General features: G+C 65.0%; 23 protein-coding genes, 2 pseudogenes and 1 riboswitch. Of the genes and pseudogenes, 11 read left to right on the forward strand and 14 right to left on the reverse strand.

Annotated elements, in window-relative coordinates; all coding sequences use genetic code 11:
• Positions 1-74: 74 nt before the first annotated feature.
• Positions 75-983: pseudogene (locus Q0T48_RS19370) on the reverse strand (LysR family transcriptional regulator).
• A gap of 117 nt (positions 984-1,100) precedes the next feature.
• On the opposite strand from Q0T48_RS19370, the gene Q0T48_RS19375 reads away from it, so the two are divergent.
• Positions 1,101-2,309, forward strand: a complete 1,209-nt coding sequence (locus Q0T48_RS19375) for an MFS transporter (RefSeq protein WP_295959846.1) — start codon at positions 1,101-1,103, stop codon at positions 2,307-2,309.
• Positions 2,310-2,506: 197 nt separating this feature from the next.
• Here Q0T48_RS19375 and Q0T48_RS19380 read toward each other — a convergent pair whose 3' ends face one another.
• Positions 2,507-3,391 carry an ion transporter gene (locus Q0T48_RS19380; RefSeq protein ID WP_295959849.1) on the reverse strand — a complete coding sequence of 295 codons (885 nt, stop codon included), beginning with the start codon at positions 3,389-3,391 and terminating at the stop codon, positions 2,507-2,509.
• Positions 3,392-3,451: 60 nt separating this feature from the next.
• On the opposite strand from Q0T48_RS19380, the gene Q0T48_RS19385 reads away from it, so the two are divergent.
• Together Q0T48_RS19385 and Q0T48_RS19390 are read left to right on the forward strand one after the other, a co-directional pair.
• Complete coding sequence (locus tag Q0T48_RS19385; protein ID WP_295959852.1) at positions 3,452-3,904, forward strand: phage tail protein; 453 nt, start codon at positions 3,452-3,454, stop codon at positions 3,902-3,904.
• 19 nt (positions 3,905-3,923) lie between these two features.
• Positions 3,924-4,658: a hypothetical protein gene (locus tag Q0T48_RS19390; RefSeq protein ID WP_295959854.1), complete on the forward strand. Its 735-nt coding sequence runs from the start codon at positions 3,924-3,926 to the stop codon at positions 4,656-4,658.
• 58 nt (positions 4,659-4,716) lie between these two features.
• Here Q0T48_RS19390 and Q0T48_RS19395 read toward each other — a convergent pair whose 3' ends face one another.
• Positions 4,717-5,643: a LysR substrate-binding domain-containing protein gene (locus tag Q0T48_RS19395; protein WP_295959857.1), complete on the reverse strand. Its 927-nt coding sequence runs from the start codon at positions 5,641-5,643 to the stop codon at positions 4,717-4,719.
• An 84-nt stretch (positions 5,644-5,727) separates the two neighbouring features.
• Here Q0T48_RS19395 and Q0T48_RS19400 point away from each other — a divergent pair, with 84 nt between their 5' ends.
• Complete coding sequence (locus tag Q0T48_RS19400) at positions 5,728-6,771, forward strand: Gfo/Idh/MocA family oxidoreductase (RefSeq protein WP_295959860.1); 1,044 nt, start codon at positions 5,728-5,730, stop codon at positions 6,769-6,771.
• A 14-nt stretch (positions 6,772-6,785) separates the two neighbouring features.
• On the opposite strand, the gene Q0T48_RS19405 is transcribed toward Q0T48_RS19400, so the two are convergent.
• Positions 6,786-7,277 (reverse strand): Lrp/AsnC family transcriptional regulator, encoded by a 492-nt coding sequence (locus Q0T48_RS19405; RefSeq protein WP_295959863.1) that lies wholly within the window; start codon positions 7,275-7,277, stop codon positions 6,786-6,788.
• A gap of 100 nt (positions 7,278-7,377) precedes the next feature.
• Here Q0T48_RS19405 and Q0T48_RS19410 point away from each other — a divergent pair, with 100 nt between their 5' ends.
• Together Q0T48_RS19410 and Q0T48_RS19415 are read left to right on the forward strand one after the other, a co-directional pair.
• The gene (locus Q0T48_RS19410) at positions 7,378-8,271 is read left to right on the forward strand and encodes a DMT family transporter (RefSeq protein WP_295959866.1); all 894 of its coding nucleotides are present in this window, start codon (positions 7,378-7,380) and stop codon (positions 8,269-8,271) included.
• 559 nt (positions 8,272-8,830) lie between these two features.
• Positions 8,831-9,619, forward strand: coding sequence for a hypothetical protein (locus tag Q0T48_RS19415; protein WP_295959869.1), 789 nt, complete (start codon positions 8,831-8,833; stop codon positions 9,617-9,619).
• A 73-nt stretch (positions 9,620-9,692) separates the two neighbouring features.
• Here Q0T48_RS19415 and Q0T48_RS19420 read toward each other — a convergent pair whose 3' ends face one another.
• The 10 genes from Q0T48_RS19420 to Q0T48_RS19465 are packed head-to-tail and all read right to left on the reverse strand — an operon-like array spanning position 9,693 to position 18,228.
• On the reverse strand, positions 9,693-10,643 hold the full coding sequence (locus Q0T48_RS19420; RefSeq protein WP_295959872.1) for an aminotransferase class I/II-fold pyridoxal phosphate-dependent enzyme: 951 nt from the start codon (positions 10,641-10,643) through the stop codon (positions 9,693-9,695).
• Entirely contained in the window at positions 10,640-11,602 is a 963-nt protein-coding gene (gene cbiB / locus Q0T48_RS19425) for an adenosylcobinamide-phosphate synthase CbiB (RefSeq protein WP_295959874.1), read from the reverse strand. Before cbiB ends, Q0T48_RS19420 begins: the two co-directional genes overlap by 4 nt.
• Before the next feature lie 5 nt (positions 11,603-11,607).
• The gene (locus Q0T48_RS19430) at positions 11,608-11,979 is read right to left on the reverse strand and encodes a cupin domain-containing protein (protein WP_295959878.1); all 372 of its coding nucleotides are present in this window, start codon (positions 11,977-11,979) and stop codon (positions 11,608-11,610) included.
• A gap of 27 nt (positions 11,980-12,006) precedes the next feature.
• A complete protein-coding gene (locus Q0T48_RS19435) occupies positions 12,007-12,423 on the reverse strand; it encodes a GNAT family acetyltransferase (protein ID WP_295959913.1) in 417 nt (138 codons plus the stop codon).
• Between the two features lie 13 nt (positions 12,424-12,436).
• Complete coding sequence (bluB, locus tag Q0T48_RS19440; RefSeq protein WP_295959916.1) at positions 12,437-13,102, reverse strand: 5,6-dimethylbenzimidazole synthase; 666 nt, start codon at positions 13,100-13,102, stop codon at positions 12,437-12,439.
• On the reverse strand, positions 13,102-13,884 hold the full coding sequence (locus Q0T48_RS19445) for an ABC transporter ATP-binding protein (RefSeq protein ID WP_295959918.1): 783 nt from the start codon (positions 13,882-13,884) through the stop codon (positions 13,102-13,104). The genes bluB and Q0T48_RS19445 overlap by 1 nt, the downstream gene beginning before the upstream one ends.
• Complete coding sequence (locus Q0T48_RS19450; protein ID WP_295959920.1) at positions 13,881-14,873, reverse strand: iron ABC transporter permease; 993 nt, start codon at positions 14,871-14,873, stop codon at positions 13,881-13,883. The genes Q0T48_RS19445 and Q0T48_RS19450 overlap by 4 nt, the downstream gene beginning before the upstream one ends.
• A complete protein-coding gene (locus Q0T48_RS19455; RefSeq protein ID WP_295959923.1) occupies positions 14,870-15,715 on the reverse strand; it encodes an ABC transporter substrate-binding protein in 846 nt (281 codons plus the stop codon). The genes Q0T48_RS19450 and Q0T48_RS19455 overlap by 4 nt, the downstream gene beginning before the upstream one ends.
• Positions 15,712-16,278 (reverse strand): bifunctional adenosylcobinamide kinase/adenosylcobinamide-phosphate guanylyltransferase, encoded by a 567-nt coding sequence (locus tag Q0T48_RS19460; protein ID WP_295959926.1) that lies wholly within the window; start codon positions 16,276-16,278, stop codon positions 15,712-15,714. Before Q0T48_RS19460 ends, Q0T48_RS19455 begins: the two co-directional genes overlap by 4 nt.
• A gap of 6 nt (positions 16,279-16,284) precedes the next feature.
• Positions 16,285-18,228 (reverse strand): TonB-dependent receptor, encoded by a 1,944-nt coding sequence (locus tag Q0T48_RS19465; RefSeq protein ID WP_295959930.1) that lies wholly within the window; start codon positions 18,226-18,228, stop codon positions 16,285-16,287.
• Positions 18,229-18,317: 89 nt separating this feature from the next.
• Positions 18,318-18,554: riboswitch (cobalamin riboswitch) on the reverse strand.
• 32 nt (positions 18,555-18,586) lie between these two features.
• Here Q0T48_RS19465 and Q0T48_RS19470 point away from each other — a divergent pair.
• The 5 genes and pseudogenes from Q0T48_RS19470 (at position 18,587) to Q0T48_RS19490 (ending at position 23,056) form a co-directional block, all read left to right on the forward strand.
• Positions 18,587-18,832 (forward strand): DUF904 domain-containing protein, encoded by a 246-nt coding sequence (locus Q0T48_RS19470; protein ID WP_295959933.1) that lies wholly within the window; start codon positions 18,587-18,589, stop codon positions 18,830-18,832.
• A complete protein-coding gene (locus tag Q0T48_RS19475; protein ID WP_295959936.1) occupies positions 18,829-19,149 on the forward strand; it encodes a cell division protein ZapA in 321 nt (106 codons plus the stop codon). Before Q0T48_RS19470 ends, Q0T48_RS19475 begins: the two co-directional genes overlap by 4 nt.
• Before the next feature lie 373 nt (positions 19,150-19,522).
• Positions 19,523-20,044 (forward strand): sugar dehydrogenase complex small subunit, encoded by a 522-nt coding sequence (locus tag Q0T48_RS19480; RefSeq protein WP_295959939.1) that lies wholly within the window; start codon positions 19,523-19,525, stop codon positions 20,042-20,044.
• A 19-nt stretch (positions 20,045-20,063) separates the two neighbouring features.
• Positions 20,064-21,662, forward strand: a pseudogene (locus tag Q0T48_RS19485) (GMC family oxidoreductase).
• An 8-nt stretch (positions 21,663-21,670) separates the two neighbouring features.
• A complete protein-coding gene (locus Q0T48_RS19490) occupies positions 21,671-23,056 on the forward strand; it encodes a cytochrome c (protein WP_295959943.1) in 1,386 nt (461 codons plus the stop codon).
• Positions 23,057-23,063: the final 7 nt, after the last annotated feature.

Genomic DNA, 23,063 nt, shown 5'->3' on the forward strand with positions numbered 1-23,063 from the left:
AATGAAATCGGCTTCTAGCGCATATTCCACATACACTACTAGCTATTAATTAAATAGCATTTTTGCGCCAAGGCTCAGCGGATGCGCAGGGTGTCGCCCAGGTAGGCCAGCAATCCATCGACCTTGGGCAAGGCTTGTCGGCTCAGTAGCCACACCAGATGCAGCGGCAGGCCCTCGGTGGCCCAGTCCGGCAGGATTTGCACCAGCCGACCGTCGCGCAGGGCATCGTCCACCAGCCAGGTCGCCAGCTGCGCAATGCCGAAACCAGCCACCACGGCCGCCACCTGGGCCTCGGCGTGGCTGACCACCACGCGGGCCTGCACGCTGCGGCGCTCGGCCGGGCCCGCGCCCTGGGCAATTCGCCAGGTAATGGCACGGTCATCCGCCCCGCCGTAGGCCACCGCGTCGTGGTCGGCCAACCCGGCCACCGCAGTGGGCGTACCGCGCTGGGCTAGGTAGCTGGGCGCAGCGCAAAAAATCAGCCGCTCGTTACCCAGAAAACGGTGCCCCAGGTTGGTCGGCCAACGGTCTGGCCCGCCGATGCGCACGGCCACGTAGATGCCCTCCTCCACCACGTCCACGAAGCGGTCGGTGAACGAAATATGGGGCTGCAGCCCTGGATGCCGCTCGCAAAAGGCCAGCAGCTACGGCAGCACCTTCAAGCGGCCAAAGGTGGCGGGCACATCCACCCGCAGCCGACCCGAAGGCTCCAGCCGCTCCGCCGCCAGCAGTTGCTCTGCCGTCTCCAGATCGTCCAGCACCCGCACGCAGATGCGGTAGAAGGCGCTGCCCGCGTCCGTCAGCTTCAGGCGGCGGGTGGTGCGCTCGAAGAGCTGGGTTTTCAGGCGGGCCTCTAGCCGCGCCACCGATTTGCCGACGGCGGAATTGGTCTGGTGCAGGCGCAGCGCGGCAGCCGTGAAACTACCCGCGTCGGCGGTAGCCACAAACGCTTCAATGCCCTTGAGACGTTCGGAAGGAAGCATTTTTCTCCGCCTTATTTAAGAAAATTCCTCCAGAGTTTAAAGAAATAGCATCGCAAATAAGAACTTAATTCTCCAATATGCTGCGCGCTTGTTGACTGTATTCCGGAGTTTCTTGCCATGTCCCGCGTCTTATCTAGCACCTTACCCCTCTCGGCCAGCAGCCCCCCGTCAGCGGCCCGTGGCCACAATCTGGCGGTCTTCGTGCTGGCAGTGGCCGCCTTTGTGATCGTGACCACGGAATTTCTCATCGTCGGCCTGCTGCCTGCGCTGGCGCGCGACCTGTCGGTCTCGGTCTCGGCCGCAGGCCAACTGGTGACCTTGTTTGCCCTGGTGGTGATGCTGTTTGGGCCGGTGCTGACGGCCTGGCTGTCGCACATCGAGCGCAAGCGGTTGTTTGTGGCCATTCTGTTGCTGTTCGCAGGCGCAAACGCGCTGGCCGCCCTGGCACCGAATGTGGGCGTGCTGGCGATTGCGCGCTTTGTGCCTGCCCTGGCCTTGCCGGTTTTTTGGGGTACGGCCAGCGAGACGGCGGGGCAGTTGGCCGGGCCTGCGCGCGCGGGCCAGGCGGTGTCGCGGGTCTACCTGGGCATTTCTGCCGCCATGCTGTTTGGCATCCCGCTGGGCACCTTGGCGGCGGATGCCATCGGCTGGCGCGGTGCGTTCTGGGTGCTGGCCGCGCTGTCGCTGGCCATCGCTGCGATGGTGCAGTGGTGCATGCCACGGCTGCAGGCAACGCAGCGGCTGCGCCTGGCAGAGCAGGCGCGCATTCTGCGCGACCCCGTTTTCGTAGCCAATGTGGCGCTCTCGGTGCTCGTATTTACGGCGATGTTCACCGCCTACACCTACCTGGCAGAAACGCTGGAACATGCCGCAGGCATTGCACCGGCGCAGGTGGGTTGGTGGCTGATGGGCTTTGGTGCGGTGGGTTTGGTGGGCAACTGGCTGGGAGGCCGCTGGGTGGGGCGGCATCCTCTGGCCACCACCGCCGCTTTCTGCGCCTTGCTGGCTGTGGGCATGGCGTTGACCATGCTGCTGGCGGGCGCGGCGCGGGTGTGGCTGGGCCTGGCGCTGGCGGTGTGGGGCGTGGCCAATACGGCGCTGTACCCGGTGTGCCAGATCCGGGTGATGCAGGCCGCATCCCACGCGCAGGCATTGGCGGGCACGCTGAATGTGTCGGCAGCCAATGCAGGCATTGCATTCGGTGCCGTCCTGGGCGGCTTGAGCATTCCGGCCTGGGGCGCGGGCAATGTGGGCTATGTGGCGGCGGCTATCGCCCTGCTGGCGGTGGTGGCTGTGCCCGCCGTTGCCTGGCTTAAAAAGCCTTAGCTCAGCGCGTGGCAGCTGTCTGGTGAATCACCACCACCACGGCATCCGGGTGCGACAACATCGCCACGTGGCTGGAGGCTACTTCGGTCACCCGCGCGCCCATCTTGTGCGCCATGGCGCGGCGATGGATTTAAGGAAAGTAGGTCGCTAGCGCTTATCCGCCATGCACTAGTAGCTCTTAATTCAATAGCATTAACCTATTCTGCAGCCTCGTGCTGCCAGCGCGGCAGCACGGCACCGCAGTCGCTGCAAAAGCGCGCACCGGGTGCATGGCCTTCGCTCAGGCATTCGTGGCAGGTGCGGGTGGTGGGCACGCGGGGCATGCGCTGCAGGGTGAATTCGGCGCTGACAATGCCGGTAGGCACGGCCAGCGTGCCCCAGCCCAGCAGCATCATCAACGAGGCGATCACCCGGCCCAGGTCGGTCTTGGGCGTGATGTCGCCAAAGCCCACCGTGGTCATGGTGGTGATGGCCCAGTACACGCCCACCGGGATGCTGGTGTAGCCGTTGGCCGCGCCTTCCACCACGTACATCAGCGTGCCCATCACCACGACCACCACCATCACAAAACTCATAAACACCAGAATCTTGCGCCGCGATGCCGACAGCGCCTGCCCCAGGGCGCGGAACTCCGCCACGTAGGCGGTGAGCTTCAGAATCCGGAAAATCCGCAACAGGCGCAGCACCCGCACATCGATCAGCGCATGCAGCCCCGGCACCAGCACCGCCAGGTAGGTGGGCAGCAAGGCCAGCAGGTCGATGGTGCCAAAGCCACTTTTCGCATAGCGCATGGGCCGCCGCACACAGGCCAGCCGGGCGATGTACTCCACGGTAAACACGGTGGTGAACACCCACTCGAGCACATTGAACACGGCGCTGTAGCGGGCATGCACCTCGGCCATGCTGTCCAGCACCACCACGCCCACGCTGGCCAAAATCACGCCGATCAACAGCAGGTCAAACAGCCTGCCCGCCCGCGTATCTGCCTCGAAAATCACCGTATAAATCTTCAGCCGCCAGCCCGTATCGGGCCGCCCAAACCGTTGTCCATCCAGAGGCTGTAAGGTCGTTTTTTTCGTCATGGCGGGATCTTATGCGGATAGGATGCGCCTGGGACCGAAGTACTTATCCAGGAGAGCACCATGGCCATCCAGCGAGATACCCCCTACAGCGGCATGAACTTCAGCGTGGACCTGGGCGACGGCCAGGAAGATGGCACCGGTGCCGGCCTGCTCGAAGTCGTCTTGCCGCACGCCGCCTTGACCGTGCTGACCTACCGCAACGGCAACGACCGCGACAACGCCGTCAAAAAGCTGCAAACCACCACCCAGTACAGCAACCTGGTCCTCAAACGCGGCGCGCTCGGCGCACTCAACTGGTACAGCTGGTGGAACGGCATGCGCAACGGCGAGCAAGGCATCCAGCGCAACATCACCGTGCGGCTGCTCAGCGAAGACCATGGCGACGTGGTGATGGTCTGGAAATTCCGCAACGCCCGGCCCGTGGGCTACCACTTCTCGCCCCTCAACGCCCTCGGCACCGAGGCGCTGGTCGAAACGCTGGAGCTGGTGGTGGAGCGGATGGAGATGGAATAGACCGGCTATCCTGCCCGGGATGCCCGCCCTGCCCGAAACCCCTGCCCCGCCCGACCACCTCACCGCGTACTTCTACAGCGGCGACACCTTGCGCAGCCGCAGTGTGGGCACCAGGGTGCTGCATGGCACGGTCGATGTGCCCGCGCCCCCGGCCCGGCTGTTGGCCGACTGGGAGCGTGACATCGCCACCCACCTGGGCCTGGAGCCCGGCGATGTAGACACCCTGCCCTTGGCCCGCGCCCGCATGCGCTGGCCCGACTACCCCCGCTGCGTGCAGGCCGTGGCCGACTGGCTGCACACCCTCGGCCTGCCCGACCTGCTGCCATCCTGCGACACCGCCCTCATGGCCTGCCGTGGTGCGCGCTACCACCACGACGGCGCGCAGTACGCGGGTGCCGCGTTTTGCAACCTGTTCCTGAGCGAAGACAAAGGCCTGGACGTGCACTTCCCCGGCACCGGCCAGCGCATCCCCCTGGCCCGGGGCGCCGTGCTGGTCTTCGACACCGGCCAGCCGCATGCCGTCATCCCGCGTGGCAGCAGCGGGTTTGATGCAGCCGACTTCCCGCCCGGGCGCGACTGCAGCCAGGTGTTTTTGACCTGGGAGCTGCCGATTACGCATCCCGGTGTGGGGCGCGTGCTGGGGGTGGAAATGGATACCGACCCGGTGCTGGGGATGGAGCAGGAGCAGGTGTGGTGCAGTGGTGCACCGGCCTGCGTGTGTGCGGAGACCGGGCGGTGGCAGCCAATGGACTGACGGGCAGGCAGAGCTTTCCCGGTGCATTGGCTACCCGGTCAACCGGTAAAACCGTTGTTTACACCCCAAACGCTGCCAACGCAAAATCCCCCCGCTGCAGCTCCTGCACCAGGTAGTCCACGCACACCTTCAGCTTGGCCGAATTGCCCAGCCGCGTGGCCGTCACCGCCCATACATTGGCCTGTTGGTAGTAGACGGGCAGCACGCGCTCCATGCTGCCGTCTTGCAGGCGGGCGGCCACGTCCCAGCTGGACAGCAGCACGATGCCATGGCCGTCTACTGCCCAGTTCTGCACCGCGTCGCTGTGGTTGGAGCCCAGGGTGCTGGTGACCTTGACCGACTCCACGCCCTGCGGGCCCTCCAGCCGCCACACACCGTAAGCCTGGTCGCGGTCGCGGAACAGCAGGCAGTCGTGCTGGGCCAGCTCGGCCAGGGTCTTGGGTGCGCCGCGGCGGGCCAGGTAGGCCGGGGCGGCGCACAACACGCGCACGCTCTGGGCCACGGGGTGGGCCACCAGATACGGCTCTTGCACATCGCCCACGCGAATGTCGATGTCGAAGCCTTCCCCCAGCACGTCCACCCGGCGGTCCACCAGCTCCAGCCAGATGTCCAGCGCCGGGTACTGCAGCTTGAGCCGCGCCAGGATGTGCGCCACGTGGTTGCGGCCCAGGCGCAGGCTGGTGCTGATGCGCAGCGCGCCTGAGGGTGTGGCCCGCGTGCGGCCCACCTCTTGCGTCAGGCTATCTGCGGTGTCCAGCACCTTGCGCGCCCAGAGCAAGGCAGTTTCGCCCTCGTCGGTAATGGACACGCGCCGCGTGGTGCGGTGGAACAGCGCCAGCCCCAGGGCTTTTTCCAGCCCGGCCACCCGCTTGCTCACATAGGCGGGCGAGATGCCCAGCTCCACCGCCGCCGCGTTGAAGCTGCTGCGCCGCGCCACGCAGCAGAAGACCCGCAGGTCGATCAATTCCCATTGATTGTTCACCATCAGCTCATTGTGAATCAGCTTCCGGGCTAATTACAAATCGATTGCTTATGAATACGATGCCGCACCGCAACCCAAAGAGACACCATGACCCAGCTAAAACTCGCCGTGGCAGGCGCAGGCATCATCGGCCAGGCGCATATCGCCATCCTGGCCCAAAGCAGCCGCTGCACCCTGTCGGCCATCGTCGACCCGTCCCCCGCCGCCGTGGCCACCGCCTCCCAGGCCGGGGTGCCGCTGTATACCTCGCTGGCCGCGCTGTTGGCCGCAGGCAAGCCGGACGGTATCGTGCTGGCAACGCCCAACCACCTGCACCTGCCGCAGGCGCTGGAGTGCATAGCGGCGGGCGTGCCCATCCTGCTGGAAAAGCCCATCGCCGCCACCCTGGCAGAGGGGCTGCAGCTGCAAAAAGTGGCAGAGGAAACCAGCGCCCGCGTGCTCATCGGCCACCACCGTGCCCACAGCCCCATCATGGCCAAGGCCCGGGAAATGGTCGGCAGCGGCAAGCTGGGCAAACTCGTCAGCGTGGTGGGCAGCGCCCAGTTCTTCAAGCCCGACGACTACTTTGCCAGCGGCCCCTGGCGCACCCAGCCCGGCGGCGGCCCCATCCTCATCAACCTGATCCACGAGGTGCACAACCTGCGCATGCTGTGCGGCGACATCACCGCCGTGCAGGCCTTTGCCAGCAACGCCACGCGCGGCTTTGCGGTGGAGGACACGGTGGCCATCAACCTGCGCTTTGCCAGCGGCGTGCTGGGCAGCTTCATGCTGAGCGACACCGCCGCCAGCGCCCGCAGCTGGGAGCAGACCAGCCAGGAAAATCCGGCCTACACCAGCTACGCCGACGAAGACTGCTACCTCGTCGCAGGCACCCTGGGAAGCCTGGCCGTGCCCACCATGCGCCTCAAAACCTACCCCCGCGCAGAAGACCGCTCGTGGTGGAAAGCGTTTGAGGTCAGCGTGGTGGGCATGGTGCGCGACGACCCGCTCAAGCGCCAGATGGACCACTTCGCCGATGTCATCGAAGGCAAAGCCGCACCACTGGTGAGCGCACGGGATGGGGTGCAAAACCTGCGGGTGACAGAGGCGATTACCCAGGCGGCGAAGACGGGGTTGGTAGTCACCATTTGAGTGTGAACTAGGCCTTAACCGCCAGGCAGAACCTTGTCCAATGGCAATTGCATGCTGGACTTCAGCCACCCCAGCGTGACCGAGGTGCGAAAGCGCCGTATGTTGTCGTCGCCCTCGAACAGCCGCTTGGTCAGCGCCTCGTAGTCGGCCATCGAGGCTACGGTCAGGATCAACAGGTAGTCGGCCTCGCCGATCACGCTGTAGCACTGCTGCACCGCAGGCTCGGCGGCGATGCGGGCGCGCAGGGGGGCGGTGCGGTCAGGCCGTTCGTTCTCAATGTGCACTTCGGTGATGATGGTCAGCGGCAAGCCGATCTTGGCCGCGTCCAGCACCGCCACATTGGCGCGGATCACACCACTGTCTTGCAACTTGCGGATACGGCGCTGCACCGCCGGAGCCGACAGATGCACGGCCTCGGCAATCGCGCGCTGGGGCACGCTGTTGTCCTTTTGCAAAATCTCCAGAATGGCAATGTCAAACGCGTCGAGGGGCATGGTGGCGGGCATGGTGAAGTCTGACAAGTAAGGTGTTAAGGTGAGCGAATCTTGCGTTTGTGCCCTGAATTTGCAGCGAAAACCAGGCGCTTGGCGATTTATATTTTCACCCATGGCTACGACACATTTTCAACGGGCAATTCCTTTTTTGGCAGTGCTGGGCGCGGTGACCGCGCTGGGTATCGGTACCTCCTGGGCGAAACAGCTGTTTCCGCTGGTAGGCGCGCAGGGCACGACGGCGGTGCGGGTGGGGTTTTCGGCGCTGCTCTTGCTGGCGCTGTGGCGGCCGTGGCGCTGGCATCTGTCGCGTGCCGACGCGATCTCCATCGCCTGCTATGGCGCCACGCTGGGGGCCATGAACCTGATGTTCTACATGTCGCTGCGCACGCTGCCGTTTGGCCTGGCCGTAGCGATCGAATTTGCCGGGCCCTTGACAGTGGCCATTGCCGCGTCCCGCCGCAAGGTGGACTTTGCCTGGCTGGCGCTGGCCGGTTTTGGCCTGCTCATGCTGCTGCCGCTGGGCCTGGGGGGCCGCGATCTGGACCCAATAGGCGTGCTGTACGCGCTGGCAGCGGCGGTGCTGTGGGGCCTGTACATCGTCTTTGGCAAGCGGGTCGGCCATCTGCATGCAGGGCATTCGGTGTCGCTGGGCCTGCTGGTGGCTTCCATCGTGGTGGTCCCGGTGGGCATCGCACACGCTGGTGCCGCGCTGCTGTCACCCACGGTGCTGTGGGTGGGGGTGTGCGTCGCGGCAATCTCCAGCGCGATCCCGATATCGCTGGAGATGGTGGCCATGAAACGGCTACCGAAAGAGGCTTTCGGCATCATGATCAGCATGGAGCCTGCGGTGGCCGCGCTGCTGGCCATGGGCCTGCTGGACGAGCACCTGGACCACCGGCAGTGGCTGGCCATCGCCTGCATCATGGCCGCCTCGATGGGCAGCGCCTCCACGGCGCGGCGGCCGCAGGCCCAGGTGCCGCAGGCAGCCGCCTGCCCTGCCGCCTGACGCAGTCGCTGCCACACGGCGGGGGAATGGACAGCCGAACACCCACCCGGGCTCGCGCCCTAGGCGCGATGGGGCGCTGCGCGCCCCCGATCCCGCTCCCCAGGGTCCCCATCTGTATGCGCCGAGGAGCACAGCTTTGGGCGGATCAGGGCTGGCGTCTGTTTGAGCGCCAGCGAGTTTAGCCAGACCCCGCCCAAAGCGCGCACCGCAGGTTCCCCGGCGCGAGAGCGACGGGGCGCTGGCAGTGGGGGTGGCCTTTCTTTTGGTTCCTTTTCTTTGGCCAAACAAAGAAAAGGGACTGCGCCGCCGGGCGCACATCCCGGCCAGCGGCGACTGAGGCATGTACCGCTATATAAGTCGCCCAAACCTCGACCAAAATATCTAAGGAAAATGTGGCTTCAGTGCTTATTCAAATAGCATAAAACGCTATAAAAATAAGAGCATTTAGTACCTTCAGCAATTAAAAAAAAATAATGTTGCACGAAAATTCTCAAGGTTTCGCCGGGCTATAGCGGTCAGCCGTTTATCTTGTATATCCCGTTGGTGTCAGGAGTTATGCATGGTCGTTTTTGAGATAGTTACCCCTGGAACTTGGCTGGATTACGAGGATAGAGATTGGACAGGGAGGATTCATAACCTACTTCGTTCCCTTGAATCTCATTTCTTTGAAGCAAATTCGGCACTGAATTTGTTTATCAGCACGCAGTCGATTCGCCCATCGTTTGCGGATCGAAACAACTGGGAACACGACTCTCAGCGTCGCTCAGAGATTGAACGCGCTGTAGAAGAAGAGCACAGAGGCTGCATGTCTCCAGAGAACTGGGATGAAATTCATTTTGAAGCCGAGGTCCGTTTTAAGCGCGAAAAATGGTCGAACGGTGGAATTCCTCGCGCGTTCCAACAAGATTTGCCATTTATCTATGCGCGCGCCTTTCTTTACGCACTCGATGCTTTTGAGAAATTTCTTGCCGTTCTCTCGAAGGAGGCTAACGTTTCAAAAGAAGTCGCGAGTTTCTATGCGCAGATGGCCGAAGATTTCCCAGACCTCCGGGGTGTGCGAAACACTGTTCAACATCTCGAAGATCGCTCGCGCGGGCTTGGCGCTGGTAAGAACCCGCAACCGCTTGATCTGAAGCCGATAACGAACAGCCTTATCAATGCTCCGGACGGAGGCGTGCTTGTTCTGAATAGCTTAAACGGAAGTCGGTACGGTTCCACAATGGCGGACGGTCATTATGGGGAGGTAGATGTCTCACTGGATTCAATGGGGCGCTTGCAAAAAATTATTGAAGGAGTCTTACAGTCGTTTAAGTGGCGTGGTGCGAAGCAACACGCGCCGAGTACGTGACCCACAACCATTCATGGAGGGCCATATCGTGCGGCAGCGATAGCCTTGGCTCTGTTGAGACCCGCACTCAGCCCTACCCCCGCCCCAACGCATCCTGCCCCCCCGGCCCCAACACCCCCAACCTTACATACCCCGCCAACCCAAACGACGCAGCATCCCGCAACTTCACCCCCCGCGCACGCAACCGCTGCAGCCGCAACGACAAATCATCCCCCGGCGGCCGGGCGCAAAAGAAGTTCGCCACACTAGGCACACACTCCCACCCCAGCGTGCGGCACAGAATAATCTGCCGCGCCTTCCACTCCCGCAAAGTCCGCAGCGACTGCGCCAACCACACCTGGCTGTCGGGCTGGCACCAAGCCTGCAACATGGCCACGCCGTGCGCGCCCACGGGCCAGGACGGGCACAGGGCCTGCAGCGTCGCGGTGTCAGCCCCCCGCGGCGCAATCGCATACGCGGCGCGGATGCCGGTCAGGCCTAGCGCTTTGTTGGGGGTCCACATCTGCCATACCCGGTCCAGGCGCGCGGCATCCAGGCTGGGTGTGCCTTCCAGGCGCAGCGGGGCGTAGGCACAGTCGAGCACCAGGCTCTGGCCGGGCTGCAATGCGTCCACCAAGGCCGCCAGACCGGGGTGCGCCTGCCCCAGCGGGCTGGACGGCTCACAAGCCCACAGCAATTGCGCGTGCTGGGCATCGGCCGACACCAAACCCCAGGCCTGCGCCGCCTGCGCGTAGTCGCCGTAGTGGTGCTGCGGCAGGCACACGCCCTGGCCCCAGTGGAGCGCGCTGATGCGGTGGATAAACTCGCTGGCGCTGGCCGCCAGCAGCACCCGCGCCGCATCCACACCATGGAACGCGGCCAACTGCGCCCGCAGCGCCGTGTACTGCGGGTCGGGGTAGCGGGTGGCATCGGCTTGCTGCACGGCGGCCAGGGCGTGGGGGCAGGGGCCGCAGGCGTTGCTGTTGGTGGAGAAGTCAAACTGGGGCACGCCCAGCGCATCTGGCCCACCGTGAACCGCCGTCATAACCACCTCTCTATCAAAATCATAGCTACTACCGCATACAGAACCAGCGCCAGTACCGCATTACGCGCATGGAAAATAGCCACAGGCGTATCCCACGATGCGGGCTCGCGGAGCGCCGGGTTCAGCGTGTACACGCCCGGCTTGCCCAGGCGCACGCCCAGGCACAGCGCCATGGCTGCCATCGGCCAGCCGCTGTTGGGGGATGGCGTGAGGCGCGCCTGCTGCCCCAGCGCCCGCCACTCGGTGCGGTAGTCCAGCACCATCAGCAGCACGGCAGTGATGCGCGCGGGCAGCCAGCTCAGCACGTCGTCGGCCCAGGCCGCCCACTTGCCCGCCCATTCCCAGACCCGGCCATTGCGCGTGCCCCGGTAGCCCCACATCGCATCGGCGGTGTTGGCAAAGCGGTACAGCGCCGCGCCGGGCAGGCCCAGCAGCACGAACCAGAAGATGGGGGCGACGACCGAGTCGTTCAGGTTCTCGGCCAGCGACTCGATGGCGCTCTCGCGCACCTGGCCCTCGGTGAGCGCGGCCACGTCGCGGCTGACCAGCCAGGCCAGGCGCTGGCGGCCCGCATCCAGCGATTCACCCAGGGCCGCCTCCACCGCCAGCACTTCGCTCTTCAGCATCGCCCAGGCCAGCAGGGGTTTGAGCAGCAAGCCCAGCAGCAGCACCGCCAGCAGGCTACCGGACCACGCACCCAGGGCTTGGGGGAGCTGCAGAATACTTTTTTGCAAAAACCACGCCGCTACATAAACCGTAGCTGCTCCCGCCCACCACATGAGCGCAGCAAGACTGAAAGACTTGTAATCGGGTGTGGCGGTGGCCGTTGTCGGAGCCACCCGCCGCCCAGCCCAGCCGAGGTAATTGCCCATCCACACCACCGGGTGCCAACGCACGGGTGGTTCGCCCAGCCGCCAGTCGACCAGCACGGCCAGCACCAAGGCGGCAGCCCACAGCACGCCGCTTACACCGGCCGCAGCTGGTCCGCCAGCGAACGCGTCTTGTCGGTGGCCACGTCGCCGGTGTGCAAGGTGGATTTGCGCTCGATCAGCAGGATGTGGCATTCCTCCTCGGCTACCGGGTTGTGCCGCATGCCCTTGGGCACGACATACATCTCACCCTGCACCAGCTCGACCACGGCGGTTTCCAGCTCAATGCGCAAATGGCCTTTGAGGACCAGGAACATCTCGTCCTCATGGTCATGGCTGTGCCAGGCCAGGGAGCCCAGCACCTTGGCAACCTTGATGTACGAGTCGTCCAGCTCGGCGATCACGCGGGGCGACCAGTATTCGGTCAGCGATGCGGCGATGTCGGCAGGGGAACTGATGGGAGTCATGGCGTGTCTGTAGGTTGAAAAATGGGGCTAGTCTGGAATCAAGCGCTTGCCCAGGCCCACGGCCTCGTCTTGCGCGTAGCCCAAGTGGCGGTAGAAATCGAGTACGGCGGTGTTGCTGCTGCGCACCTGCAGGTTCAGCTTGGGGCAGCCCAACGCCAGCAGTTGCTGCTCGATGTGCTGCATCAGGGCCGCACCCAGGCCGTGGCCGCGCTGACTCGGCTCTACCGCCAGGTAGTTGACCCAGCCGCGGTGGCCGTCGTACCCGGCCATGGCCGTGGCGATAAGTTGACCGTCGGCCTCGCCCACCAGGAACAGCTCGCGCTGCACCTGCAGTTTGCGGGCAATGTCCTTGTGCGGGTCGTTCCAGGGGCGGGTCAGGCCGCAGGCCTGCCACAGGGCGACCACGGCGGCTTCGTCGGTTTCTTGGTAGGGGCGTATATGCATGGTGGGGGTATTGTCAGGCCCCGAACAAGCTGGAGGCCTGGCCCCAGGCATCGTCAAACACCAGCCCGGCCAGGGCCTCGCGCCGGGCCCAGTTTTGCTGCTGCAGCATGGGCTGGTCGTAGAACTGTTCGACCGGCCCCAGGCACAGCAAGGCGATGGGTTCGGCCCCCTCGGGCAGGCCCAGCGCATCGGCCAGGGCCAGCGGATCAAACAGCGACACCCAGCCCATGCCCAGCCCCTCGGCGCGGGCGGCCAGCCACAGGTTCTGGATGGCGCAAGCGCTGGAGGCCAGGTCCATCTGCGGCAGGGTGCGGCGGCCAAAAATGTGCTGCTCCCGGCCATTGGGCAGCACCACGGCCAGCACCTCGGCCGCATCCAGCAGGCCTTGCACTTTGAGCCGCATGAAGTCGTCTGCACGCTCGCCCAGTGCCTGGGCGGTCAGCAGGCGCTCGGCCTCTACCAGGGCGTGCAGTTGCTGGCGCAGGGTCGCCTGGGTGATGCGGATAAAGCGCCAGGGCTGCATGAAGCCCACGCTGGGGCCGTGGTGGGCCGCCAGCAACAGGCGTTGCAGCAGCTCGGGGGCCACGCTGCCGCCGCTGAAATGCCGCATGTCGCGGCGCTCGAAAATGGCACGGTAGACGGCAGCGCGCTCGGGGGCGCTGAAGGCGTTGTCGACCATCAGCCGCCACCCCGCTCTAGTTTTGGTAGCGCAACCCACTGCTGGGACAAGCGCTGGATGGTGATTCGGTCATCAAAGACCTGCTCTACTGCCCGGTGGGTGGCGGCATCGGCGCAGGCACCGGCGTGGCACACGCGGCCTTGGGCCAGCACTAGCAGGTCGTCGGCCTGCAGCGCGATCGACAGCTCGTGCAGCACGCTGACCACGGTGTGGCCACGGGCCACCAGCTCGCGCACCAGCAGCAGCCAATCGGTCTGGTGCGGAGGGTCCAGATTGGCCAGGGGTTCGTCCATCAGCAGCACCGGGGCCTGCACGGCCAGGGCGCGGGCCAGCAGCACACGCTGGCGTTCGCCGCCCGAGAGCTGGCCCAAGCTGCGGGCGCGCCAATCCCAGGCCTGGGTGGCGCGCAGGGCCTGTTCCACGGCGGCCAGGTCCTGGGCGCTGGGTGCCGCCAGCCAGGGGCGGTGCGGAATGCGGCCCAAGAGCGCCACATCCCAGACGCTGAGGTCGTCGGCGCTAGCCTCCCCCTGCCCCAGCCAGGCCAGGGTTTGGGCGCGCTGGCGGGCGGGCATGCTGGCCATATTCTGGCCCAGCAGCGTCACCGTGCCAGTGAACGGCAGCAGGCCCGCCAGCACCTTGAGCAACGTGGATTTGCCCGCGCCGTTGGGGCCGACGATGCCGGTCCAGCAGCCCGCTTGGATATCGACGCTGACACCCTGCAATACAGGTACTTTTGACAGGCTGGCGCTTATGGATTCAGCGTGGATAGCTACATTCTTCATAGCACACCGCCCGTGCGCTTGTGCATGCGCCACAGCAGGTAGCTGCCGCCCAGTACCGCCGTGAGCACGCCCACCGGTAGTTCCTGCGGGGCGGTGAGCCAGCGGGCCAGGATGTCGGCGGCCAGCAGCAGCACGCCGCCGGTCAGGCTGGCCAGCAGCATCAAGCGGCTGTGCGTGGTGCGCACCAGCGAGCGGGCCACGTGCGGCGCGGCCAAGCCTACAAAGGCGATCATGCCGGTCTGCGCCACGGCGGTGCCGGTGGCCAGCGCCAGCACCAAGATCAGCGCGGCGCGCATGCGCGGCAGCGGCAGGCCCAGGCTGGCAGCTGTGGCTTCGCCCAGGGTCAGCCCGTCCAGCACCGAGCCGAGCAGCCAGGCCACGGTGGTACACACGGCCCACACGGCCAGCATCAGCAGGCAGGCGGTCCAGCCCACAAAACCGGTGCTGCCCAGGTTGAAGCCCTGTAGGGCGCTGAGGATGTCGGGGATGGCCAGCGTGACCAGGTCCTTGCCCGCGCCCAGCACCACGCCCACGATCACGCCCGCCAGCAGCAGGCGCAGGGTGTGCTGCACGCCCCGGGCCAGCGCCAGCGTCAGCAGCACGCCGCACACGGCCCCGGCAAAGGCCGCACCCGTCAGCCCCACGCGCACCAGCCAGGCGGTGGCAAAGGGCGACACGCCCAGCACGGCCAGCGCCAAAGCCATGGCCAGCGACGCCCCCGAGGCGCTGCCCAGCAAATACGGGTCGGCCAGCGGGTTGCGGAACAGGCCCTGCGCCACCGCGCCCGCCAGCCCCAGCAAGGCCCCGGCCACCCAGGCCCCCAAGGTGCGCGGCAGGCGGATGTCCCAGACGATTTGCAGGGCGATGGGGTCGTGGCGGGCGGGCAGCACGCTGTCGAAACCGGTGCTGCCGATGCTGGTGCCGACCAGCAGCAAGGCGAACGCCAGCAGCAGCAAAACCAGAGCGAGCGCACCGGGGTGGGACTTCACGGAGCCTTCTCCAGCAGGCACGCAGCCATAGCCCGCGCGGCCTCGGCCATGCGCGGGCCGGGGCGCACCAGCACGTCAGACTGCTCAGGCTTGAAGCTGCACACCCGCTGCTCGCGGATGGCGCGGATGCCACCCCAGCCCGGGCGCTGCGCCAGGCCTATGCTGTTGCGGTCGCCGACCATGATCAGGTCGGGGTTGGCGCGCACCACGAACTCGGGGTTCAGCTTGGGGAACGGGCCCAGCGCGGCGGGGACCACGTTCTGCACGCCCAGCCGCGTCAGTGTCTCGCCGATGAAGGACGTGGTGCCAGCGGCGTACGGTGCGGCGTTCACCTCGAAGTAGACCCGGGTGGCTTTGACCCGCGCGGGCAGCGACTGGGCTGCTGCCGACACACCGGCATCGATGCCGCGCCAGATGCGGGCGGCATCGTTGACCGCCAACAATTGCCCCAGCGTGCCCAGCACGCGCTGCACGTCGGCATAGGTTTTGGGCTCCAGCGCCACTACCTTCAGGCCCAGCGCCTCCAGCCGGGCGCTGGCGCGGGAGGCGGTGGCCAGCAGCACCACGTCGGGGTGCAGGGCCACGATGGCCTCGATGTTCGGGTCCAGCCCTCCCCCCACCTGGGGCAAGGCGCGCACGCTGGCCGGAAAGTTGGAATAGCGGTCTACCCCCACCAGGCGCGCGCACTGCTCCAGCGCACAGACGCTTTCGGTCAGCGAGGGCAGCAGGCTGACGATGCGCTGCGGGGTCTGGGCGAACTGCACGGTGGTGCCGCGGTCGTCAGTGACCTGCAGGGCGTGGGCCGACGATGCCAGACACAGCAGCAATGCCCAAAACCTCATGCTGCATCCTTCAAGGTCAACGGCAAACCCGCCGCCATCAACGTCACCCGCTGGCAGCGCTGCGCCACCTGCTGGTTCAGGCTGCCCAGCGCATCCACAAAGGCCCGCACCTCGCGGCCCAGGGGGATCACGCCCAGGCCGATCTCGTTGCCCACCAGCACCAGCGGGCCGGGCGCAGCGCCAATTGCTTCCAAAAATATAGCTACTGGCGTATGCGGAATATGCGCTAGAGGCTGATTTTCTTTAAATTCTGCAGGCATGAGCAAGTTGGTCAGCCACAACGTCAAACAGTCCACCACCACCAGCGTGTCGGGGTGGCTGTGCTGGCGAATAGCCTCGGCCAGCAACAGCGGCTCTTCCACCGTCACTATGCCCGGCACGCGCTCGGCCCGGTCGCGCTGGTGGCGGGCGATGCGCTCCACCATCTCCGCGTCCCAGGGCTGGGCGGTGGCGATGAACACGGCGCGGTGGCCTGGATCGGCCAGCCACGCCGCAGCCAGCTGCTCGGCGCGGCGGGACTTGCCGCTTTTTTGGCCACCGAGGATGAGTTCGCTGCGGGTCATACCGGCCTAGAACTTGTAGCGCAGCGAGGCCGTCACGGCACGGCCTGCTTCGGGGTAGATCGACTGGGTCTCGCCCGCAGTGCAGCCGTAGGCCTGGGTGTAGTACTTGTGGCCGGTGGCATTGGCCACGCCCAAGGCCAGCTCGGCGGCACCGAAGCGGTAGGCGTAGCGCACATCCACCGTGGTGTAGCTGGGCATGGTGCAGGCATTGGCAAAGTCGGGGTTTTGCGAGGCCACCCAGTTCACGCCTGCATCCAGGGTGTGGCCGGGCGCGGGCCGCCAATCGGTGCGCACCGCCAGGGTTTTCTTCGGCACCAAGGCCAGGTTTTTACCAGCGTAGGCACCTTCGGTGAAGGTGGCTTTGCGCAAGGCGGCATTCAGGCGCAAGTCCCAGGCGGCGCTGAGGGCGTGGCGCGACTCCAGCTCCAGCCCCTGGCGCTGGGTCGGGTCAAAGTTGACATTGGCACCGAAGGGGCCGTAAGGGCCCTGGCCCGACGGGTCGTAGCCAATTTCGTGCTGGAGCTTGCTGCGGTACACGCGCACATCCACCTGGCTTTGCTCCAGCGTCCAGCGCGCACCCAGCTCCATGTCGCGCGAGGTTTGGGCCTGCAGCGACACGTTGGGGTTGGTGAAAGAAAACTCGTCGACGTTCGCCAGGCGGAAGCTGCGGCCCACCCGGGCGTAAACGGTCACATCGGCTGCCACCGGCTGGCTCAGCCCCAGATTCCAGGCGTTTTGGCGTTCTTTCAGGGTCGATGCCGACGCAGCCTCGGCCTTTTTCATTTCTTCGGTACGCCAGCCGATACTGAAACGGGTGCCCGTGGCCGCCAGCGTGAAGTCGTCTTTGGCATACAGCGCCGTGCTGCGGGCGGTGGCCACCGTGCCGACCGGAGTGAAGCTGGATTGGGTGGTGGTGCGTTCCCACGCTCCCTTGTCCATACCGATGACGAAAACGTTGTCCGATGCCCCTACTTTGCGCGCATTGCGGGCGCGCACGCTGTAGTTGGACGCGTCCACGTCGTAGCCGTACGGGCTGCCGTAGACCACGCTGGTGTATTTTTTCGTCCGTTGGTTGGCATCGGCAGCCAGTTGCCAGTCGCCCACGGTGGCCTCGGCAAACACACCGGCATTGTCTTTCTTGAACGAGCCGAAGTCGGTTAACGATTGGGCCTGGCGGAGGTTGGCGGCGTACTGCGCTGCCGTCAATGCGCCTGGCAAACCGCTGTCTTGGTCGTTGCGGCCCGCGCGCGCGCCCAGGCGCAGCCATTCGTTGCGCCACTGCCCCGTCACCGCCAGGGCTTGCGTGCTGGAGACGAAGTTGTCGCGGTGGCCGTCGCTGCGGCGGTCGTCGGCCGCCACGTCCAGCGAAAACCCGCCGGAGGCGATTACGGCATTGGCCCGCAGGTCCTTCAAATTATGGCTGCCCACGGCGGCGTACACCTCGGCCGAACTGACCCGTTGCACGCCCATGGCCGCCTTGGTGGTGACCACAATCACACCGCCGGTAGCCCCCTCGCCGTACAGGACCGCACCGGTGCCGCGCAGAATTTCAATGCGGGCGACGGATTCGATCGGGATGGAGGCCAGCCCGGCGGTCGCCATATCGGCCTCGTTCAGGCGCAGGCCGTCCACGATCACCACCTGGTTGCTGTCGGCTGTGACACCAAAGCCGCGCAGGTCCAGGCTGTAGTTGTTGCCGCCCGAGATGTCCAAACGGCCTACTACGCCCAGCAGCTTCATCACGGCTTCGTTCACCGTACTGGCACCCGAGGCCTGGATTTCCTCTGCGGTGATAACGCTTACGCCAAACGGCAGCGGGGCGGCAGGTTCGGCGAAACGGGTCGCGGTGACCACCACCTCTTTGAGCTGTGTCTGGGCCCAAGACGGCAATGCGGCGGCCAAGGCCAAGGGCAGCACGGCCAAGCGTGCAGAGGCGAAAACAGTTTTCATGGAAGGCAATCAATCAGCAATAGGCCCGCACCGGCGTCCCCGCCAGGGCTTGGGCATCAAGGCAATGCGATTTTTTGAAATTAAAAAAGACGCACCACCACCTTGTTGGCCGGTATCCGGGCTGGCGGAGAACTTTCACCGTCTTCCCAGATGCGTGCGCATCCAGTGACTGGGTGGTGAAAGATGAGCATGGGGCTCATCCGCTTTACCGTTGCGGGGGCAGCGCAGGCTTAAAGGTGGTAAATATGTTCCAACACCTCCTCCTGCTTCCCGTTGAACTGCGGCATGTGAACCACGTCGCGAGCACCAACCCACTGATTTTACGGTTGAATCGCGCCCCACTAGAATGTGCAAGCTTATGGCCACCCCCACCCAAATTGAACAAGTTGCAGAACGTACCGAGCGCCTGCTGGTGCGTTACCGCAAATTGCAGCGCGCCAACCAGTTGCTGACCGAACAGGTCGCCGGGCTGGCCTATGAACGCGATTCGCTCAAATCCCGCCTCGGCGCAGCCCGCGCCCGCATCGACGCACTGCTGGAGCGCTTGCCCCAGATCGGCAACCCGCCCGCCATCCGCCCCGCCCCCCGCAAGGACGCAGAATGAAGCAGCTCGACGTGCAGATCCTCGGCCAAAGCTATTTGCTGGGCTGCCCGGAGGGCGGCGAAGCGCGCCTGCTGGAGGCCGTGAAGATGGTCGATACCGCCATGTGCGCCATCCGCGACGGCGGCAAGATCAAGGCCCGCGACCGCATCGCCGTGCTGGCCGCCCTGAATTTGGCCTTCGACCTGACCGACCGGGCCCGAGCGCCCGTGCGCCCTGCGCCCGTGCAGTCCGAGGCCGCCAACGACGACGACCCGGTGCTGACCACGTTGATTGGGCAACTCGACTTGGCTTTAGGCGACGACGGCCACCTGATTTAGCCTAGAATCAAAGCGTCTGCGGTGCATGCCGGGCTTTATATTTCCTTGAACCAATGCTCCATGAGCCCGGGCCTGGAATATCCCCTGGGGAGCGTGATCATCTCGCGTTAGATGAACCCAACTCCAGGGTGACCTAGCCCACCTGAACCCCGGTTCAGGATGCCGGTCCGGTGGCTTCCGCAGACACCTAATTTCTTCTTCGAGCCACTCGGCCTCGACATCCACACTTCCCACCCATTCAGCCAACACCCCACCGGGCGGTGCCGTAGACGCGGGTAACAACTTGTAGTCACGGGGTAAAGCTACGGCGCTTTGCGCGTGGTGTGCCTGGTTGCGCTTATAAACGAACCAGTACATTCAAAAAAAGACCACAATGGACCCCACTGCATCCCCTGTGCCGCGCCGTTTGCTGCTGACCGGTTTGCTGGCCAGCTACAGTTTTTCTATCTTTAACCTGCCCACTGCCTGGGCCACTGGCGACAGCAAAACCGACACCACGCCGATGCCCGAGGCCTTTGTCAAGGTATCACAGTGGCTCACCGGTCGCTCCACACTCGACATGGCGCAGGCCGAGCGCCTGCACACCGCACTGCTAGCCCAGGATGGCACTTTCGACACGCAACTGGCCTTGCTGGCGGCGTTTATCGCGCAAAAAAATCCCGATCTGGCCACGTTGCAAGCCGCGCTGGACACAGAAAAAGCCCGCTTTGCTACTCTGCCCGCCAGCATCCTCACCGCCTGGTATGTGGGCGTGGTGGGCAGTGGTGTGGCGGCGCGCTGCGTTACCTACGAAGCCAGTTTGATGAGCCTGGCCGTGGCCGACCGCCTCAAGCCGCCCAGCTATGCCTACGGCCCGTACGGCAGTTGGAGCCGCAACCCGCTCGCCATCCCCTAAAACCATCAAAAAATACCCCATGAATGAACCACTTTCGGCCGATGTTGTCGTCATCGGCTCGGGCATCGTCGGCGCGCTGGTTGCCCAACGCCTGGCTTTGCAAGGCGCTTCGGTGCTGATCCTGGAATCCGGCCCCCGCGTGGGCCGCGACCGCCTGGTCGCCAACTTTCGCAACTCGCCACGCAAAAGCGACTTCATGTCGCCCTACCCTTTTTCTGCCTGGTCGCCACACCCGGTGTACCAGCCGATGGACAACGACTACCTGGTGCAGGCCGGACCGTACCCCTACAAGGCCGAGTACATCCGCATCGTGGGTGGCACCACCTGGCACTGGGCGGCACAGGCCTGGCGCGTGCTGCCCAACGACCTGCGCATCCACAGCCTGTAAGGCGTGGGCCGCGATTGGCCGATTGCTTACGAGGACCTGGAACCGTTCTACCAGGAAGCCGAGGTAAAAATGGGCGTGTCCGGCGCGCCCAACAACGGCTCGCCACGCGCCAAGCCGTTCCCCATGCAGCCGGTGGCCGAGTCGTTTCTGGAGCAGCGCTTTCGCGAACGGCTGGCGGGCAGCGGGCTGGACGTGATCACCAACACCACGGCACGCAACAGCATCAACTACGACGGCCGCCCGGCCTGCTGCGGCAACAACAACTGCATGCCGATCTGCCCGATCGATGCGCAGTACCATGGCGGCCTGGCGGTGGACGCGGCGGAAAAAGCCGGTGCCAAACTGGTCGAGAACGCCGTGGTCTACCGCATTGAACACGACGCGCAAGACCGCATCGTCGCCGTGCATTACTACGACCCAGACAAGGGCACGCACCGCGTCACCGGCAAGACCTTCATCCTGGCCGCCAACGGCATCGAAAGCCCCAAGCTCTTGCTGCTCTCCAGCAGCGAAAAATTCAAAAATGGCCTGGCCAATAGCTCGGGCAGCGTCGGCCAGAACCTGATGGACCACCCCAGCAACGGCCTGACCTTCGATGCCGAAGAAGAACTGTGGCCTGGCCGCGGCCCGATGAGCCCGGCGTCCATCAACGGGCTGCGCGACGGGGCGTTTAGGTCCGAATCCGCAGCCTTTCGCATCGACATCTCCAATTCGTCCCGGGTGGAATCCATCACCCGGAATTTGATCGCCAAAGGGGTGTACGGCCCGGAGCTAGAGCGCCAGATCCGCTTCTACGCGGCACACGAGGTCAGCCTGAAGAACGTGCTGGAAATCTTACCCAACCCCGACAACAAGGTGGTGCTGAGCGACAAGAAAGACGCGCTCGGCATCCCCCGCCCGCAGGTGCACTACGCCATGAGCGACTACGTGCACAAGGGCATGGCGGCGGCTAAAGCGCAATACATCCGCATTGCCACCATGATGAGCGGCACCAACCTGCGCCATACGCCCGACGGTATTTATGGCAACAACCAGCACATCACCGGCACGGTGAGCATGGGCGCAGACGCCAAAAACTCGGTGGTGGACGGCTTTGGCCGCGCGCACGACCACCCCAACCTCTACATCGCCAGCACCGGCGTGATGCCGACGGCAGCCACTGTCAATTCGACCCTGACCGCCGTGGCCATTGCGCTGCGCTCGGCCGAACACATCCACGCCAACGCTTGAAGATGCCCATGCTCAAAACCCATTTATGCGCCTTGGTTGCGGCTTGTCTCAGCGTGTTCTCGGTAGCCGCCCATGCGGACACTACCGAACTCGTCACCCGCGGCCAGTACCTGGCCACCGCCGGTGACTGCATCGCCTGCCACAGCGCCCCGGGCGGCAAACCGTTTGCGGGTGGGCTGGAGATCACCACGCCGTTGGGCAAGATCGTCTCGACCAACATCACACCCAGCACCACGCATGGCATCGGCAGCTACACGCTGGCCCAGTTTGGCGCTGCGCTGCGCCACGGCGTGCGGGCAGACGGTGCGCATCTTTACCCGGCCATGCCGTACACCGCGTATGCCAAGGTGAATGACGCGGATGTGGCGGCGCTCTACGCCTATTTCCACGAGGGTGTGCAAGCGGTGGATGCAGCGCCGCCACCTACGGCCTTGCCGTTTCCGTTCAATATCCGTTTGTCGATGGCGGCCTGGAACCTGCTATTCCTCGATGACAAGCCGTTTGCACCAGATGCCAAGCAAAGCGCCGAATGGAACCGGGGCGCCTACCTGGCCCTGGGCCTGGCGCATTGCAGCACCTGCCACACGCCGCGCAATCTGCTGATGGCCGAAGACCTGTCGAAAAGCCTGGGCGGTGACGTGCTGGCCAGCTGGTATGCGCCCAACATTAGCAGCGATGCGCTCAGCGGCATTGGCGGCTGGAGCCAGGCCGAACTGGTGGCCTACCTGCGTACCGGGCATGCCGAGGGCAAAGCCCAGGCGGCTGGCCCTATGGCCGAGGCCATCGACAACAGCTTTCGCCACCTGAGCGAAGCCGATGTGAACGCCATGGCGGTGTATTTGAAGTCCACCGCCCCGGTACACAACCCGGCCGATACCCAGGCCGCCTACCGCTGGGGCCAGCCGACCGCCGGGTTTGTGGAGGTGCGCGGGGTCGATCTGCCCGCCGATGCCAACCAATGGGCCGGTGCCCAGCTGTACGACGCACACTGCGCGTCTTGCCACCAGGCCAGCGGCGAAGGCGTGGGCCTGGCTTTCAACGGCGCGCGGCTGCCATCCCTGTTCCACAACACGGCACTCGGCCATGCCAACGCCAACAATCTGGTGTCCGCAATTTTGGAAGGCGTGCAACGCCAAAGTGGTGGGCCCAATGTGCTGATGCCGGCATTTGCCAAGGACCTGTCAGACACGCAAATCGCCACCTTGGGCAACTACCTGCTGCAGCATTTCGGCAACCCGGCAGCCCACGTCACGGCGGAACAGGTCAGCACCTTGCGCAGCGGCGGAGAAGCCAGCGCACTGGTGCTACTGGCGCGCATCGGCATGGGGGTTGGTTTGGTGTTGTTGTTGCTGTTGCTGCTGCTTACCTGGCTGCTGCGTCGCAAAACACGCTAGAACCCGC

Source organism: Rhodoferax sp. (assembly GCF_025354435.1).
Classification (GTDB): Bacteria; Pseudomonadota; Gammaproteobacteria; order Burkholderiales; family Burkholderiaceae_C; genus Rhodoferax_B.

Excerpts from the sequence above, each read along its gene's own strand:
- Q0T48_RS19480 (WP_295959939.1), top strand. The coding sequence starts at position 19,523 with ATGGACCCCACTGCATCCCCTGTGCCGCGCCGTTTGCTGCTGACCGGT.
- Q0T48_RS19420 (WP_295959872.1), bottom strand. The coding sequence starts at position 10,643 with ATGACGGCGGTTCACGGTGGGCCAGATGCGCTGGGCGTGCCCCAGTTT.
- Q0T48_RS19455 (WP_295959923.1), bottom strand. The coding sequence starts at position 15,715 with ATGAGGTTTTGGGCATTGCTGCTGTGTCTGGCATCGTCGGCCCACGCC.
- Q0T48_RS19410 (WP_295959866.1), top strand. The coding sequence starts at position 7,378 with ATGGCTACGACACATTTTCAACGGGCAATTCCTTTTTTGGCAGTGCTG.
- Q0T48_RS19385 (WP_295959852.1), top strand. The coding sequence starts at position 3,452 with ATGGCCATCCAGCGAGATACCCCCTACAGCGGCATGAACTTCAGCGTG.
- Q0T48_RS19375 (WP_295959846.1), top strand. The coding sequence starts at position 1,101 with ATGTCCCGCGTCTTATCTAGCACCTTACCCCTCTCGGCCAGCAGCCCC.
- Q0T48_RS19465 (WP_295959930.1), bottom strand. The coding sequence starts at position 18,228 with ATGAAAACTGTTTTCGCCTCTGCACGCTTGGCCGTGCTGCCCTTGGCC.
- Q0T48_RS19460 (WP_295959926.1), bottom strand. The coding sequence starts at position 16,278 with ATGACCCGCAGCGAACTCATCCTCGGTGGCCAAAAAAGCGGCAAGTCC.
- Q0T48_RS19390 (WP_295959854.1), top strand. The coding sequence starts at position 3,924 with ATGCCCGCCCTGCCCGAAACCCCTGCCCCGCCCGACCACCTCACCGCG.
- Q0T48_RS19380 (WP_295959849.1), bottom strand. The coding sequence starts at position 3,391 with ATGACGAAAAAAACGACCTTACAGCCTCTGGATGGACAACGGTTTGGG.
- Q0T48_RS19400 (WP_295959860.1), top strand. The coding sequence starts at position 5,728 with ATGACCCAGCTAAAACTCGCCGTGGCAGGCGCAGGCATCATCGGCCAG.
- Q0T48_RS19490 (WP_295959943.1), top strand. The coding sequence starts at position 21,671 with ATGCTCAAAACCCATTTATGCGCCTTGGTTGCGGCTTGTCTCAGCGTG.
- Q0T48_RS19475 (WP_295959936.1), top strand. The coding sequence starts at position 18,829 with ATGAAGCAGCTCGACGTGCAGATCCTCGGCCAAAGCTATTTGCTGGGC.
- Q0T48_RS19435 (WP_295959913.1), bottom strand. The coding sequence starts at position 12,423 with ATGCATATACGCCCCTACCAAGAAACCGACGAAGCCGCCGTGGTCGCC.
- bluB (WP_295959916.1), bottom strand. The coding sequence starts at position 13,102 with ATGGTCGACAACGCCTTCAGCGCCCCCGAGCGCGCTGCCGTCTACCGT.
- Q0T48_RS19445 (WP_295959918.1), bottom strand. The coding sequence starts at position 13,884 with ATGAAGAATGTAGCTATCCACGCTGAATCCATAAGCGCCAGCCTGTCA.
- Q0T48_RS19415 (WP_295959869.1), top strand. The coding sequence starts at position 8,831 with ATGGTCGTTTTTGAGATAGTTACCCCTGGAACTTGGCTGGATTACGAG.
- Q0T48_RS19405 (WP_295959863.1), bottom strand. The coding sequence starts at position 7,277 with ATGCCCGCCACCATGCCCCTCGACGCGTTTGACATTGCCATTCTGGAG.
- Q0T48_RS19430 (WP_295959878.1), bottom strand. The coding sequence starts at position 11,979 with ATGACTCCCATCAGTTCCCCTGCCGACATCGCCGCATCGCTGACCGAA.
- Q0T48_RS19470 (WP_295959933.1), top strand. The coding sequence starts at position 18,587 with ATGGCCACCCCCACCCAAATTGAACAAGTTGCAGAACGTACCGAGCGC.
- Q0T48_RS19395 (WP_295959857.1), bottom strand. The coding sequence starts at position 5,643 with ATGGTGAACAATCAATGGGAATTGATCGACCTGCGGGTCTTCTGCTGC.